12 protein-coding genes and 2 pseudogenes are annotated in these 14865 nt (G+C 66.1%); 10 read left to right on the forward strand and 4 right to left on the reverse strand.

Annotated elements, in window-relative coordinates:
• On the reverse strand, nucleotides 1-928 hold a 928-nt coding region (locus JF886_RS16260), incomplete at its 3' end, for an IS5 family transposase (RefSeq protein ID WP_337314366.1).
• A gap of 336 nt (nucleotides 929-1264) precedes the next feature.
• Nucleotides 1265-1660, reverse strand: coding sequence for an ester cyclase (locus JF886_RS16265; RefSeq protein ID WP_337314368.1), 396 nt, complete (start codon nucleotides 1658-1660; stop codon nucleotides 1265-1267).
• A gap of 249 nt (nucleotides 1661-1909) precedes the next feature.
• Here JF886_RS16265 and JF886_RS16270 point away from each other — a divergent pair, with 249 nt between their 5' ends.
• The 4 genes from JF886_RS16270 to JF886_RS16285 all read left to right on the forward strand — a co-directional run bounded on the left by JF886_RS16270 (nucleotide 1910) and on the right by JF886_RS16285 (nucleotide 5500).
• Nucleotides 1910-3406: an aldehyde dehydrogenase family protein gene (locus JF886_RS16270; protein WP_337314370.1), complete on the forward strand. Its 1497-nt coding sequence runs from the start codon at nucleotides 1910-1912 to the stop codon at nucleotides 3404-3406.
• A gap of 146 nt (nucleotides 3407-3552) precedes the next feature.
• Nucleotides 3553-4143, forward strand: coding sequence for a glycosyltransferase (locus JF886_RS16275; protein WP_337314372.1), 591 nt, complete (start codon nucleotides 3553-3555; stop codon nucleotides 4141-4143).
• Nucleotides 4144-4152: 9 nt separating this feature from the next.
• Nucleotides 4153-4992: a GNAT family N-acetyltransferase gene (locus JF886_RS16280; RefSeq protein WP_337314374.1), complete on the forward strand. Its 840-nt coding sequence runs from the start codon at nucleotides 4153-4155 to the stop codon at nucleotides 4990-4992.
• 148 nt (nucleotides 4993-5140) lie between these two features.
• Nucleotides 5141-5500, forward strand: a complete 360-nt coding sequence (locus JF886_RS16285) for a transposase (protein WP_337314376.1) — start codon at nucleotides 5141-5143, stop codon at nucleotides 5498-5500.
• Between the two features lie 395 nt (nucleotides 5501-5895).
• On the opposite strand, the gene JF886_RS16290 is transcribed toward JF886_RS16285, so the two are convergent.
• Complete coding sequence (locus JF886_RS16290) at nucleotides 5896-7626, reverse strand: AMP-binding protein (protein WP_337314378.1); 1731 nt, start codon at nucleotides 7624-7626, stop codon at nucleotides 5896-5898.
• Between the two features lie 133 nt (nucleotides 7627-7759).
• Between JF886_RS16290 and JF886_RS16295 the strand changes: the two genes are divergently transcribed.
• From JF886_RS16295 to JF886_RS16305, 3 genes and pseudogenes are all read left to right on the forward strand, one after another.
• Nucleotides 7760-8590: a dienelactone hydrolase family protein gene (locus tag JF886_RS16295; RefSeq protein WP_337314380.1), complete on the forward strand. Its 831-nt coding sequence runs from the start codon at nucleotides 7760-7762 to the stop codon at nucleotides 8588-8590.
• 45 nt (nucleotides 8591-8635) lie between these two features.
• Nucleotides 8636-10373: pseudogene (locus JF886_RS16300) on the forward strand (MFS transporter).
• A gap of 337 nt (nucleotides 10374-10710) precedes the next feature.
• Nucleotides 10711-10836: pseudogene (locus JF886_RS16305) on the forward strand (response regulator transcription factor); the annotation flags it as partial.
• 502 nt (nucleotides 10837-11338) lie between these two features.
• Here JF886_RS16305 and JF886_RS16310 read toward each other — a convergent pair.
• The gene (locus JF886_RS16310; protein WP_337314382.1) at nucleotides 11339-12322 is read right to left on the reverse strand and encodes an aldo/keto reductase; all 984 of its coding nucleotides are present in this window, start codon (nucleotides 12320-12322) and stop codon (nucleotides 11339-11341) included.
• Between the two features lie 665 nt (nucleotides 12323-12987).
• On the opposite strand from JF886_RS16310, the gene JF886_RS16315 reads away from it, so the two are divergent.
• The 3 genes from JF886_RS16315 to JF886_RS16325 form a co-directional block, all read left to right on the forward strand.
• Nucleotides 12988-13959 (forward strand): NADPH:quinone reductase, encoded by a 972-nt coding sequence (locus JF886_RS16315; protein WP_337314384.1) that lies wholly within the window; start codon nucleotides 12988-12990, stop codon nucleotides 13957-13959.
• Nucleotides 13960-14174: 215 nt separating this feature from the next.
• Nucleotides 14175-14432: a hypothetical protein gene (locus JF886_RS16320; RefSeq protein ID WP_337314385.1), complete on the forward strand. Its 258-nt coding sequence runs from the start codon at nucleotides 14175-14177 to the stop codon at nucleotides 14430-14432.
• A gap of 172 nt (nucleotides 14433-14604) precedes the next feature.
• Nucleotides 14605-14865, forward strand: a 261-nt coding sequence (locus JF886_RS16325; RefSeq protein WP_337314387.1) for a HesB/IscA family protein, incomplete at its 3' end; no start/stop codon positions are given.

Here is a 14865-nt window from a genome sequence, read left to right on the forward strand (position 1 = left end):
GGCTCATCGCGTACCCCGGGTGCCTGGTCGTGCGCCCGTCGATGGCGCTGCGCCGGTTGCTGGTGTTCTGGGTGACCCGCGGTGTCACCTTCAGCGCGCGGCACCCGGCGACGAAGTCCTTGGTGTCGTATCCCTTGTCGCCCGCCACCGTCCAGCGTGCCTCGGTCCGTCGCTCGCCGCGACGCTGGTGCAAGAGCCGCAGTCCCGTCTCACGCTCGGCGTACCCGGTGGCCGCGGTGAGCGCGACTCCCACCACCAGGCCGTTGCGGTTCTCCATAAGCAGATGCCCAGCGTAGCTCGGCTTGGCCGCGGTGCCAGAGCTCTTCTTCGCGAGCAGTGCTTCCGGATCCGTGGTCGAGGCATGTGTCTCATTGCGCCGCCGCTGTCCGTGGAAGTCCACGGCGACGTTGCGCCCCGAAGGCGGCGTCCGATCGTCGTCGTCCTTGGGCCGCACGCTCTTCACCGACGCCCACGCCTCCAGCAGCGTCCCGTCCAGGGTGAAGTGGTCGTCGGAGAGCAGCCGGCGGCGCTCCGCTTCGCCACGCACCGCCTCGAAGAAGCGATGGGCCACCTCGTGCTCCAGCAGCCGGTCGCGGTTCTTGCTGAAGGTTGTGGGGTCGAAGGCGGCGTCTCCAATGTTCATATTCAAGAACCACTTGAAGAGCATGTCGTACTGCAGGCGCTCGCAGAACTGCCGCTCGCTGCGTACCGAATACAGCGCGATCAGCAGGCACGATTTGAGCAGCCGCTCGGGAGCGATGCTCGGCCGCCCAACTCGCGAGTACATGGCGTTGAACTCGCCGTGCAACTCGGCCAGTGCTGTGTCGACGATGGTTCGGATGCGGCGGATCGGGTGATCGGCGGGGACCAGCTGGTCCGGCGTTAGCGTGGAGAGAATCTCTCCCTGCTGCAGTGTGCTGCCACGCATGTGAGGTCTCCTGCTGGGACGTGTCCCCGCAAGACTCTCACATTCCTGTTTAACCCGACAAGGGGTTTTTCATCACCCTGCTAAAGGCGCCAATCAGGGTGGGCATCTCATACAGGTCGCGCGAGGGGTGCGGATCGTGGAGAATCCGCCCGATGCGAGCCACCGCAGCTGCGCCACCTGAATCCAGCGACATGGACATCCCGGCTGCTCGAGCAGATGGCCAACCACTGCGACGCGCATGACCCCACCCGACTGCGTCGTTTGCGGTCTCACCATGGACGACATCCCTGGGAGCGTCGATCTCAAAGACTGGTTTTGGATTCTGCACTTCGCCGACTATCGATTCGATCCGGACGCGCCCGTGGGAGGACCCGACGCGGTCCAGCGAATCACGATGCGGTCACCGCTGACGATGACGTCGTCATGGCTGATGTTGACTTCGTCACCAAAACCGGTTCGGATCGCCTGCGCATACCGCTTCGCGCCTTCGGGTCCGTGTGCGAGCTCTGGCGGTATGCCAGCACCGCGATTGACGAATTCGGGCGTGAGTATTTCGTCCGCAGCCGCGAGGTTCCCCTTACTGAAGAGCTCCATATGGAATCGGTCGGCCAGGACCTCATAGTTTTCCGCCATCTCGAACTCCTCCGCCGTATGCCGCTGGGCAGGCGCGTGTACCACTTTCCCTACGGCGGCCGAGGAACTCCGCGCTGAGAAACCGATTGCGCCGGACATCCGCTTACGATGCTTGGAGCGACGCCGTGGCCTCGACGACGGCAGGCCGTCGTGGGTGATAGATAGCCTCATTATATTAGCACGGCGCTATAACAATCCGTCACACCACCTGTTATAGTAAGACGATCCCAGGACCGAGGAAGAGCCGTTAAGGCGCCGGTCGGGGCACCCTCCTCGGGGCCAGCCAGTTCCTCGAACCACTCCCTCTTGGCCCTCCAAGCTCGCACTCACATCGTGGAGGAGTACCAGATGGCTATCGCCACCCCAGTCGCCGAGAGGACGCGCCACTTCAGTTCGTCGGCCCGCGCGCTGCTCATCAATGGCGAATTCGAGCAGGCCTCCAGCGGCAAGACGTTCGACACCGTCAATCCCGCCAGTGGTGAGGTGCTCGCAAGCATCGCCGAGGGCGACGCGCAGGACATCGATCGTGCGGTGCGGGCAGCTCGCCGCGCCTTCGAGGACGGCCCATGGAGCCGCATGACGCCCTCCGAACGAGGCCGCATCATGCACCGCATCGGCGACCTGATCATGGAGCACGCTGACGAGCTCGCGGAGCTCGACTGTCTCGACAACGGAAAGCCGCTGACCATCGCCCGTGCGGCCGACATCCCGCTCGCCGCCGACCTGTTCTGGTACATGGCGGGCTGGGCGACCAAGCTCAACGGTGGCACCATCAACCCGTCGGTGCCCTACATGCCCGGCGCCGAGTTTCATGCGTACTCGCTGCGCGAGCCGGTCGGTGTGGTCGGCCAGATCATCCCCTGGAACTTCCCCCTGCTGATGGCCGCGTGGAAGCTCGGACCGGCATTGGCCACGGGCTGCACGGTGGTCCTCAAGCCCGCCGAGCAGACGCCGCTGTCGGCTGTGCGATTGGGCGAGCTCATGCTCGAGGCGGGCCTCCCCAACGGAGTGGTCAACATCGTGACGGGGTACGGTGAGACGGCGGGCGCCGCACTCGCCGCGCATCCGGGCGTCGACAAGATCGCCTTCACGGGCTCCACAGAGGTCGGCAAGCTGATCGCCAAGGCTGCCACCGGCAATCTGAAGAAGGTCTCGCTGGAGCTCGGCGGCAAGTCGCCGAACATCATCTTCTCCGACGCGGACATCCCCGCGGCGATCGCCGGTGCGGCGATGGGGATCTTCTTCAACCAGGGCGAGGTGTGCAGTGCGGGCACTCGCCTATACGTGCAGCAGGACCGCTTCGATGAGGTTGTCGAGGGTGTCGCCAAGGCGGCGAAGGCCGTCAAGGTCGGCCCCGGTATGAATGCCGACACCGAGATGGGCCCGCTGGTCTCCCGCGAGCAATTCGAGCGGGTCACCGGGTACCTCGCCAAGGGCGAGCAGGCGGGCAACCGCGCGCTGGCCGGCGGCCATGCGATCGATGGCCCGGGCTACTTCGTGGAGCCCACTGTGCTGGTGGACACCAAGCCCGACGACGTCGTCGTGCGCGAGGAGATCTTTGGACCGGTGATCGTCGCGCTTCCATTTAGCGACGTCGATGACCTCGCCCGCCAGGCCAATGACTCCGAGTACGGCCTGGCCGCGGGCGTGTGGACCAAGGACATCTCAAAGGCCCACAAGCTCGCCAAGCGCCTCAAGGCGGGCACCGTCTGGGTCAACACCTACAACGTGTACAGCGCGGAGCTGCCGTTCGGCGGCTTCAAGCAAAGCGGCTGGGGCCGAGAGATGGGCGAGGAAGTCCTCTCCAACTACCTGGAGACCAAGTCGGTGATTGTCCAGCTCTAACCTACTTGCCCCTGAAGAGTCGCCGTCGGCCGCTGAACCGGCGGCGACTGGGGCGGTGGTCGACGGGTCACGCGGCATCGCCGTTTCCTGGCCCTCGACGCCAACTCCCTCGAGATTCGACCGCCGGCGCGGCGAGATGCTTTCGCGTGGGAGGGATCCCCCGTCTTCGCGCCGGCGTGCTGGCGCGTCTATGCCCGGACAAGGATCCCCTAAGCGCGGTACGGGCGGTTGCGGTCGCGCGCTCGCTCACCGATGTCGAGGTGACGCTCCGCCTGGGTGGTGATGGAGAGCTGCGCGCGGAGGTCATCGCTGAAATCGAGCGGCTCGGCCTCGGGCCCCACGTGCAGCTCTGCGGAACCGTCGGCGACGTGCCCGCGTTCATGCGCCAGATCGACGCGCTGCTCCTCTCCTCTCGAAGCGAGGGCACGCCGCTCGCGGTGCTGGAGGCGATGGGCCACGGACGGCCGGTCGTCGCGACCCTGGTCGGAGGTGTTCCCCAGCAGGTCGACGATGGCGTCACCGGCATGCTCGCGCCAGCCGGTGATTACGCCGCGCTGGGCCGGGCTCTGGCCTGGATGGCCGACCATCCCGACGATCGACTGGCCATGGGCCGAGCGTCCCGGCGCCGGGTTATCCGTGGCTTCAGTCTCGACCACCTGGCGCGCCAGGTGGAGGAGGCGTACTCCCGGGCGTCACTGGAGGGACTCGGATCACTCGCTGAGAGCGCGGCGAGCTGACGCCCGAGGATGGCTGGGTACCGTCGCGCTACGCCGGATGAGATGCGGGGGCTGGCTGTGTTCTGCGCCGAGGCCTACGCGGAAGATGCTTCCTACTTCGAGCGCCGGTGGGAGCACGATCCAGCCTCTGATTCGTTCAGCGCAGTGCTGGAGGAACGCGGCTCGGTCGTTGCGCACCTGCACGTGTTCGCGCGGTCCGTCTTCCTCAGGCGGGATGCTGCACCGCATCCCTGCGCCTGCATCGGCAACGTCGCCGTGGGGCGCGCGCACCGCGGACGGCGTCTGTCCACGCAGCTGCTCCAGGAATGCCTCGCTGACTGTCGTGCATCGGGCTTCACGCTGAGCCTGCTGCACACGCACGTGCCCACCGTGTATGAGCGCGCCGGGTACCGGACGCTGCCGGTGCACGAGGTCGCCCCGACCGGGGCAAGCACCGTGCCATGGAGCGAGATCGAGATCGACTCGCGCCTGCAGGAGCTGTACCGACGCGAGCACGGTGGTCGGCCGGGGACCGTGGCGCGCGACGCCGCTTGGTGGGAGGCGCGCGAACGCTGGCTTGGCGCTGAGGGCTGGCGCACGATGGGTGTTGCAGGCGTCGATGGGTACTGCTGCATGCGCGACACCGGCGACGGTGGCCAGGTCGATGAGGCGGTGGGGGCTTGCGTGCGACTGGTGCGGCAGTCGCCGCCGGGACGCGGTTCGTGGCGCATACGCCTGCCCCTGGGCCGTCGGGAGGACGCCGCCGGTCCCGATGGCGCGGTGCGGATGGGACTCGCACTCGACCCCGGAGTCGATCTGTCGCCGCTCGCCAGCGAGGGTGCGGTCAGCTGGCGCACGGACGAGTTCTGAATCGAGATGGCCATGCGGGCCTGAGCGGCGGCGGTCCTTCGTGTGAAAGCGGACCCGCTCGCGCCAGCGTCCTGTCACCGCCAGGGGGTTGACGGGTTAAATAGAACTGTGGGAGTCTTCTCGCAAGCCTTTTTCGAGGAGATCCTGCATGCGTGGCAACACCTTCGAGCAAGTGGCGATGCTGTCCACCTTGACGCCGGACGAGCTGGTACCGGTGGACCACCCCATCCGACGGATCAAGGCGATCGTGGAGACGGCGCTCGCCGAGTTGTCTCCGCAGTTCGACGCCATGTATTCCACCATCGGGCGCCCCAGCGTGGCCCCGGAGCGGCTGCTCAAGAGCTGCGTGCTGATCGCGCTCTACACAGTGAGAAGCGAGCGGCTGTTCTGCGAACGGCTGCAGTACGACCTGCTCTTCAAGTGGTTCCTCGACATGAATGCCGACGATCCGGGATTCGATCCCACCACGTTCAGTAGCGTGCGTGTGCGCTCATTGGCAACGCGGTAAGCGGCGCCGCAGTTCTCGGCGAAGCGCAAGGCGATGCCGAGGATCTCCTGCCATTCGGCGAGTGTGGCGTCGACATCGCGGAGACGCTCCTCGACATCGGCGATCTCGCGACGTAGCCGTTCCTGCTCCTGGCGGAGCATTCCCACGTCGACAGCACCTGCGTAGTAAGCGTCGAGCAGCTTGCGCCGCTGTGCGTTGAGCTTGCCCAGGCGCTTGGTCTGGAAAGCGCGTTCGGCGACGTTGCGCTCCTCGCGGGCGACAAGCTCGGCCCCTTCAAATCGTCAAAAAAAGGGCAGGTGGGAGCTCCAGACTGGAGCTTGTTCGGCTTCGAGCGTTAGTGGAGGATCATCCCGGCCGTCGTCGTGAGTCCGTTGAGCGAGTTGGTCCGCGCGATCTCAACGCCCGGCGAGCTCGTCAAAGTCCTCCTCCCGGTACTCGACGGTCGCGTTGGCTCGACTCGGTCGATGCTGTTCCCGCTCGCGCAACTCGACCCTGCGGATCTTGCCCGAGATGGTTTTCGGTAGATCGCTGAACTCCAGGCGCCGGATCCGCTTGTAGGGAGCGAGGTTGTCCCGGCTGAACCGGAGGATCGAGAGCGCCGTCTCCGGCGATGGGTGATGACCGGGTGCGAGAACGACGAATGCCTTGGGAACGGCGAGCCGAACCGGGTCAGGCGAGGGCACGACCGCAGCCTCGGCGACCGCGTCGTGCTGGAGGAGCACGCTTTCCAGCTCGAACGGGGAGATGCGGTAGTCCGACGCCTTGAAGACGTCGTCAGCACGCCCCACGTAGGTCACGTACCCGTCGCTGTCCCGCGATGCGACGTCGCCAGTGTGGTAGTAACCACCTCGCATCGCATCGCCGCCGCGGTCGTCATCGCCACGGTATCCCACCATGAGGCCGAGGGGTCGACGGCCGAGGTCGAGGCAGATCTCGCCCTCGTCCCCCGGCTCGCCTGTGACCGGGTCGACCAGCGCGATCGCGTAGCCGGGGACGGGACGGCCCATCGAGCCGGGTTTCACCGGCTGCCCGGGCGTGTTAGCGATCGCCACCGTCGTCTCGGTCTGGCCGAAGCCGTCGCGGATGGTGACGCCCCATGCCTGCTCCACCTGCGCGATCACCTCGGGGTTGAGCGGCTCGCCAGCGCCGACCACCTTGCGCGGTGGCTGCCGAAGCGCCCTGAGATCGCTCTGGATGAGCAGCCGCCACACGGTGGGCGGTGCGCAAAAGCTGGTGACCCTGCAGCGATCCATCACCGCCAGCAAGTCGGCCGCGTCGAACCGCTCGTAGCTGTATATGAGCACAGTCGCGCCGGCATTCCACGGAGCGAAGACGTTGCTCCACGCGTGCTTGGCCCATCCCGGCGACGAGATATTCAGGTGGACGTCTCCGGGCTCAAGCCCGATCCAGTACATGGTGGACAGGTGTCCTACCGGATAAGAGGCGTGAGTGTGCTCGACCAGCTTCGGCTGCGCCGTCGTGCCCGAGGTGAAGTACAGCAGCAGTGGATCCGAGGCACGCGTGACACCACTGGGCGTGAAAACGCGAGACGTGGACGAGGATTCCGAATAGTCCAGCCAGCCGTCGGCCGGCGCACCGACGCAGATCCTCGTGTACTCGCCGGGGACGTCCGCGAACGCCCCGACGTTCTGGACGCTTGTCACGACGTGGCGGACATTGCCGCGCTGGATCCGGTCGTGAAGGTCGGCGGGCGTGAGCAGCGTGCTTGCCGGGATGAGGACGGCGCCAAGCTTGATACCGGCGAGCAGAGTCTCCCACAGCTCGACCTGGTTGTCGAGCATGAGGATGAGCCGGTCACCTCGATCCACCCCCGTCGCCGACAGCCAATTGGCCACCTGGTTTGACCGCACCGAGAGGTCGCCGAACGAGAGCCGGGTGTCCAATCCATCCGCCTCCGCGATCCACAGAGCAGGCTGCGACGACGTGGCGGGATCCTGCGCCAGCCGGTCGAACCAGTCCAGCGCCCAGTTGAACTGCGTCAGGACCGGCCAGCGGAAGTCGCGGTAGGCCGTCTCGTAGTCGTCGCGCCAGGCGAGGAGCGATGTTCGTGCCGCGCGGAATGCCGCGGCGCTCGTCGCGCTACCGTGGTCATCGTCTGGCTTCATCGAGTCACATTCTGTCTGTCTAGCGATGTCGGACACAACGCCCACCGCGCATCCCGAGATCGCGCATCAGCGGCTCGACGCTGCAGCGCGCCACCTAGACTTCGCCCTTGGTATTGACCGCGGGAGGCTCGCGATGCGACTAGTGACGGAGTGGGTGGCCTACGAGGAGGCGCGGCGCCGGGCGTACGTCGCGCGCCCCGAGGCGGTTCCTACGCCGCTGCCGGTGGTCCTTGTTATCCAGGAAGCGTGGGGTGTGGATGTGCACATTCGCGACGTCGCCGAGCGTTTCGCCACCGCGGGTTACGTTGCCGTGGCTCCGGACCTCTATTGGGAGGCGGGATCGCGGCCGCCGGTCCTGGCCGAGGAACGCGTCGATACCGTCAAGCCATTCCTCGACACGATTCCGCCCTCGGCATGGGGCGATCCTGCTCAGCGTCAGGCGGCACTCGATTCTCTCCCGTCCGGGGAGGGTACCGCGGTGGGGGAGACACTGGGAGCCGTGTTTGGGAACGCTGGCAAGGTTGATGAGCACGTGAAGGTGCTGCGCGGTCTGATGACATTTCTGGGGGACTACGGCCACACTGCGGGACAGCCACGTGTGTCCGTTGGGTTCTGCATGGGCGGCGGCCTTTCGTTCCGGCTGGCGACGGAGGACATCCGATTGCGCGCAGCGGTCGTTTGTTACGGCTCGCCTCCGGACGACGACGCGATTGCGCGGCTATCGTGCCCGGTGCTGGGCCTCGATGGTGCCGCTGATCACCGCATCACCGATTCGGTGCCGCACGTTGCCGACGTATCCCGGGCGGCGGGGAGGTCATATGACTACAAGATCTACCCGGACACTCCCCATGCGTTCTTCAACGACACCCGGTCGTCCTACCGCATCGAAGCGGCCCGTGACGCGTGGGCCCGCATCCTCGCGCTCTTCGCTGAAGTGACGGCGCATCCGGTGGCTCCAGCCTGACGCTGGCACGGGTACTCCCGCAGCGCATTGCGCGACCATGGGGCGGTGCCTGACCGCCGCTCTTCGCCACTCGCGGGCTCCGCCGGCGCCGATGACGGCTACAAGTGGGTGGCACTCACCAACACCACGGTCGGCATCATCCTGGCGACGATCGACGCCTCGATCACGTTGATCGCAATGCCTGACATCTTCCGGGGAATTGATCTCGATCCGCTATAGCCTGGCAACAGCTTCTTTCTGCTGTGGATGATCCTCGGCTACCTGGTGGTGACCAGCGTGCTCGTGGTCAGCTTCGGACGATTGGGTGACCTATTCGGGCGGGTCCGAATGTACACCTTCGGATTTGCGATCTACACCGTCGCGTCGCTGCTGCTGACGATCGACTGGATGACCGGCGACGCCGGTGCGTACTGGCTTCTCGGGATGCGCGTCGTCCAGGGGATTGGCGCCGCATTCCTGATCGCCAATTCCGCTGCCATTCTCACCGATGCGTTCCCTCCCAATCAGCGGGGACTGGCACTGGGCATCAACAACATCGCTGGTATCGCAGGCCAATTCATCGGTCTCGTGCTCGGCGGTCTACTCGCTCCGATCAACTGGCGCCTGGTATTTCTGGTGTCCGTCCCGTTTGGTATTTTCGGAACCGTCTGGTCCTATCTGCGCTTGTACGAAATCGGCTCACGGCGCCCCGCGTCAATCGATTGGGCGGGAAATCTGACATTCGCGCTTGGTCTGATCCTGGTCATGATCGGTGTCAGTTACGGCATTGAGCCGTATGGCGGGCAGCCGATGGGGTGGACCAGTCCGCTCGTCGACCTGTCCCTGGCGGGCGGCGTGGCGCTCTTGGTGATGTTCGGGGCGATCGAGCTGCGTGCGAAGGCACCCATGTTCCGCTTGGCGTTGTTTCGCATCCGTGCATTCACCTTTGGTGTTCTCTCAAGTTTTCTCGCAGCCATTGCGCGTGGCGGGTTGATGTTCATGCTCATCATCTGGCTGCAGGGCATCTGGCTGCCACAACACGGCTACTCATTCAATGAGACGCCGCTGTGGGCCGGCATCTCAATGCTGCCGTTGTCTGCCGGTTTCCTGATTGCAGGGCCCGCCTCCGGCTTTCTTTCAGATCGATACGGCGCTCGTCCTTTTGCCACTGGCGGAATGCTTGTCTCCGCAGTGGCGTTCGGTTTACTCGAATTGCTTCCGGTCGATTTCAATTACGCGCTCTTTGCCGGCATAATTCTGCTGCTCGGCTTGGCGATGGGTGCATTCGCGTCGCCCAACCGCGCCGGGGGTGATGAATTCATTGCCCGCCCAGGATCGCGGGGTGGGCGGTGGTATGAATTCGACCTTTCAAAATGCCGCGCAGGTGCTCTCGATCGGCGTCTTCTTTTCGCTGATGATCGCCGGGCTCTCGGGCGTCCTTTCAACCCAGCTAACGGCGGGTCTCCGGGCACATGGCGTGTCTGCCGCCCAGGCTAGTCAGATCGGTCATTTGCCACCCATCTCGATCCTGTTCGCCGCTTTCCTCGGGGAGAACCCGGTGAAGTCACTGCTCGGCAGCCAGACGGTCTCCCATCTATCGCACGCGAACGTGAGCACGCTGACAGGACGCGGTTTCTTCCCCCAGTTGATCTCGGGTCCGTTCGAGTCCGGGCTCCGCTCCGCATTTGCCTTCGCAATCGTCGCCTGCCTCATCGCCGCTGCAACGTCGTGGTTCCGTGGCCCCCGCTATGTCGACAACGAGGTTGCCTCAGGTGAATTCGCAGCGGAATCAGACGTCGGGTGAAGTGACGGAACGCCAACGGTGACATTGGGCAGTGGATGCTTGCCGTTCGCTGACTGGATGGTTCCATCGGGAATCCCTGCAGGCGTACGCTGGCATTCTCTAATGCTGCTAGTGCATCGGAGGGGCCACTGATATCGACATCGGTAGCGGAGCGGCGTCCGCGCGAGTAGAGAAGCAATTCGGTCGCCTTACCAGTCACGATCACAGCGGGCGGCGATCCGAGCCGGCGGCGCTCGCCGTCCGGTCTGCGCAGTTCCAGTCCAAAACGGCGAACCGCGCGCGAAAGGCGTCGACCTAGGGAAACAGGACGCTCAAACGCCTCTGCTTCAAAGCTCCGTTATTCCTCAGCGAGGCGACGGTGAAGACGCACATCAACAACATCTTCAGCAAGGCGGAGTTGCGCGACCGCGCACAGGCGGTCAGGTACGCGTACCGGAACGGCCTCGCACGCGGCGAAGAGTGACGTATTGAGGTCCCAAGGACCAGGCTGACGACGCCGGCTGGCCAGCCCAACAGCCCGACCTCCGGCGGCGCACGAGCCGACCCGAATACTGGTGCGCCGTGTCCTTGAGTGTGTCGCGTTCAAACGCCCCGAGCTTGTGTAGCGAGGTGATGTATCGACATCCTCGCTGCGCGCACTGCCGATCGACCGCCGTGATCCGATCGAGGACATGGCGCCGTAGTTGGTGGCCTTCAGCAATGTTCGGATGGTCGAAGTCTTCCGTTGTGTTGTGCGACATCCCAAGCCGTTGTCACCGAGTTCGCGGGTGCCGCAAGCCGGCGCGTCCCACCATCCTGTCCCACAGGAAGATCAAGGATGTTACCCGTTAACGAGTTCGTCGAGCGCGCGCTGCGCCGCGTCGATATCCCTTTCGAGGACGGCAAGATGGCCGCCGAACCCCTTCACGAAGACCGTACCAACCGTCGCACCCGAAATCTTGGCCTCCGGCGAGCCATGCGTCAGGTCAGACGTTGACCCGCGCCATGTGCTCGGCAGGGTAACGCTCGCCGGCGACAGCGCCTTTGGGCACGGCCTGCTCGAGCGCGGCCAGGTCCTCGCGGGCCAGCTCGACGTCGAGCGCTGCGACGTTCTGCTCCAGGTAGCTGCGCCGCTTGGTCCCGGGGATCGGCACCACGTCGTCGCCCTGCGCCAGCAGCCACGCGAGGGCGAGCTGGGCCGGCGTGACTCCCTTTCCCGCCGCCAGCTCCCGAACGCGCTCCGCCAACACCCGGTTGCGCTCGAAGTTCTCTCCCTGGAACCGCGGCGCCCGGCGGCGGAAGTCGTCGTCAGTGAGCTGCTCGGGACCTGTGAACCCTCCCGAGATGAAGCCGCGACCAAGCGGGCTGTAGGCGACGAGCCCGATGCCCAGCTCGCGCAACGTGCCAATCAACCCGTCCTCCGATTCGCGTGTGAACAGGGAGTACTCGTTCTGCGACGCAGCCATGGGATGCACCGCATGCGCACGTCTCACAGTCGCCGGAGCAGCTTCGGAGATTCCCAGATGGCGCACCTTGCCGGTCTCGACCAGCTCGTGCATCGCCCCCCAGGTTTCCTCGACGGGGACCTTGGTGTCGACCCGGTGCTGGTAGTAGAGGTCGATATGGTCGACGCCGAGGCGGTCCAGCGACGCGTCGCACGCGCGGCGCACGTAGTCGGGCTTGCCGTTGATACCCACCCAGCTGCCGTCGGGACGCCGTTCGTTGCCGAACTTGGTGGCCAGCACCACTTCGTCGCGACGGCCGGCGATCGCGCGCCCCACGAGGCGTTCATTGGTAAACGGGCCGTACATGTCGGCGGTGTCCAGGAACGTCACACCGAGATCGAGGGCCCGGTGGATCGTCGCGATCGCCTCCCCTTCGTCGGCCGGCCCGTACGACTGGCTCATGCCCATACAGCCGAGCCCCATGGCCGAGACATGCAGTCCTTGGCCCAGCGCTCTTGTCTTCACGCCGAAGAGCTTAGCCCGGACCAACCCATGCACTGCAGGAAGGTGGCGATGCGGCGCGGCGCGGCGATCTGGGAGAGCAACGCTGCGGGCGGTGTCGAGAAACGCCCCGATCGCCTCAGCCTCGGCCAGCACCCCCGAGCACGACCGGGCGCAGCCGGAGAACCCGTCACCTCCACCTCGGTGTTGTCACGCCTCCCGCGGCCAGCTACCACCTAGCCCTCATCTACACGGCAGACTGAGCCCCACCTAATGCCGCAAGACAGCGGCGATCGACGTCATAGGGCGCTGCGAGCGGCTAAGAAAGCGTCAAGTGCAGCCTTAGGCAAGGTTCCCCACGAGTGCCAAATTGCCTGCACACGAACCTGTTGTCGAGTGCCTTTTCAGTTCATCAGGTGACGTGTCCACCCCTAGCGGCACAGCCCGGAGCAGGGCCACAACTCGGGGATCGAGTGCGGATGACCTCGGGCTGATCCGGGACGAGGTTGGTCCAATGCAGCGCCGGAGACACCGAGCCAGCGAGAGACAGTGCAGTAACTCGACCAACCGCCCTGCCGCGCTCGCCAGCGCGTTCCCACCTCGGTGCCGGAACCCGATAATTCAGCCGGCGCGTCCGATGCGGGCGGCCCCAGGGCGGCGATGGGGGCTGAGGCGACCGGAGGTGACAGATGAAGGCTGTGCAGTACGAGCGTCAGGGTGTCTCGGCGGAGGTGCTGCGGGTTGTCGATCTCCCAACCCCCGATCCCGGGCCCGGCGAGGTGCGCGTGCGAGTCCGCTTCTCGGGAGTGAACCCCACCGACTGGAAATCGCGCAGCGGGGCGACCGCGCGGCCGGTGGATGGGTTCCAGATTCCCCACCACGATGGATCCGGAGTGATCGATGCGGTGGGGGCGGGGGTCGATCCCGGTCGGCTGGGGCAGCGGGTGTGGCTGTGGCTTGCGGCGGCCGGGCGGCGCCGGGGCACCGCTGCCGAGTGGACGGTGATCCCGCAGCGTCAAGCGGTGGCTCTGCCCGATCGTGTGTCGCTCGAGCTGGGGGCCAGCCTTGGTGTGCCAGCGCTGACCGCCCACCGGTGCCTGTTCGCTGACGGGGAACTCGTCGGGCGCACCGTCCTCGTGGCAGGCGGAGCCGGCGCGGTCGGCCACTTCGCGGTCCAGCTGGCCAAGTACGCCGGGGCTCGAGTGGTCGCCACGGTGAGCGGACCTGCCAAGGCAGAGCTCGCCAGGACCGCCGGGGCCGACCTAGTCGTCAACTACGGTAATCCGGATGCTGTGGAGCAGATCCGGGCCTTTGCGGAGCGGGTCGACCGTGTGGTGGAGGTCAACCTGGCGACCAACCTCACCCTCGACCTCGCCCTCGCGGGCCCAGACACAGTGGTGGCGGCCTACGCCGCCGACGCACCCGATCCCGAGCTTCCGGTGCGCGCATGCATGAGTGCGAATGTGGTTCTGCGGTTCGTGCTGCTCTACGGGGTGCCGGGGGCGGAGCTGGATCGGGGTGTGGCGGACGTGAGCGCGGCGCTCCAGGCGCGGGCGCTCACCGAGCTGCCGGTGCACCGCTTCCCGCTTGAGGAGTGCGCCGCCGCACAGGACGCCGTCCAGGGAGGGGCGGTGGGCAAGGTCCTGCTCGACCTCGGCTGAATGGGCGGGGCACCCGGCTCAGCACACGCTCCAGCGAGCGGGGGCGTGGCCGTCAGCCGCTACCAGACCACCAGCCGAGCGCCGGGCGGTCGGCTACGACCCCTCCGGACAGACGGCTGAGCGGCTACGCGTTAGGATCCTGCACGGATCCTCGTCACAGGCCGACCTGTGGGGGGAATGAGCGGCCGATGGAAAGCGAGCAGAGTCGGGGTTGCATGCCGACCGTCGATCCCCACGCTGCCGACCCCACCAAGGTCACTGCCTCCCTCGTGCGCGAGGCCCGCTCCCTGCTCCGCCGCGCCGACAAGCTCGCGTCCGCCGTCAGGGGGGCGGACGACCTCACCACCACTCGGCTGGTCGCCGAAGCCCGCCGCGCTGTCGAGCAGCTGGTCCACCAGCTCACCCACCTCCAGCAGACGCAGCAACGCCGTGCTCGGGAGGCCATCCGCCGGGGCCGGTTTCCGCCGCGCTGACAAGTTCGCATCCGCCGTCAGCGCCGCGGATGACACCACTACCACTCGGCTGGCGTCGGGGCGGTGTGGGCGACAAGTCTCTACGGCCGCCGTGGGGTAGGTAGCGGCAACGCTGGAAAGCGTCAGAATTGAGCAGTCAGGTGCCCCCGCTCAGGGGCCCGTGGAGATGACCATGAAGCAGCCCCGGATCAGCGCGACCGACGCCGCGCTGACGCGCATCGAGCAGGTGCGCGTGAATCGTAAACAGCCACAGGCCGGCCTGCGGATTGCCATCACCGGTCGCGAGAACGGCGCCTTCGTCTACGACATTCAGCTGGTCGCATCCGGTGAGGAGCGGCAGGGCGACATGATCGTCGAGTCCATCGACGGAATTCCCATCCACATTCCTCTTGGCTCCGCACCGTATCTCGATGGGATCAGCCTCGATGCCGAT

The sequence above is a fragment of the Candidatus Aeolococcus gillhamiae genome, assembly GCF_016464765.1.
Classification (GTDB): domain Bacteria; phylum Chloroflexota; class Dormibacteria; order Aeolococcales; family Aeolococcaceae; genus Aeolococcus; species Aeolococcus gillhamiae.

What these genes read in the sequence shown, in the direction of transcription:
- JF886_RS16295 (WP_337314380.1), top strand. Translation starts at nt 7,760, where the DNA reads ATGCGACTAGTGACGGAGTGGGTGGCCTACGAGGAGGCGCGGCGCCGG.
- JF886_RS16290 (WP_337314378.1), bottom strand. Translation starts at nt 7,626, where the DNA reads ATGAAGCCAGACGATGACCACGGTAGCGCGACGAGCGCCGCGGCATTC.
- JF886_RS16270 (WP_337314370.1), top strand. Translation starts at nt 1,910, where the DNA reads ATGGCTATCGCCACCCCAGTCGCCGAGAGGACGCGCCACTTCAGTTCG.
- JF886_RS16265 (WP_337314368.1), bottom strand. Translation starts at nt 1,660, where the DNA reads ATGTCCGGCGCAATCGGTTTCTCAGCGCGGAGTTCCTCGGCCGCCGTA.
- JF886_RS16315 (WP_337314384.1), top strand. Translation starts at nt 12,988, where the DNA reads ATGAAGGCTGTGCAGTACGAGCGTCAGGGTGTCTCGGCGGAGGTGCTG.
- JF886_RS16285 (WP_337314376.1), top strand. Translation starts at nt 5,141, where the DNA reads ATGCGTGGCAACACCTTCGAGCAAGTGGCGATGCTGTCCACCTTGACG.
- JF886_RS16280 (WP_337314374.1), top strand. Translation starts at nt 4,153, where the DNA reads ATGGCTGGGTACCGTCGCGCTACGCCGGATGAGATGCGGGGGCTGGCT.
- JF886_RS16320 (WP_337314385.1), top strand. Translation starts at nt 14,175, where the DNA reads ATGCCGACCGTCGATCCCCACGCTGCCGACCCCACCAAGGTCACTGCC.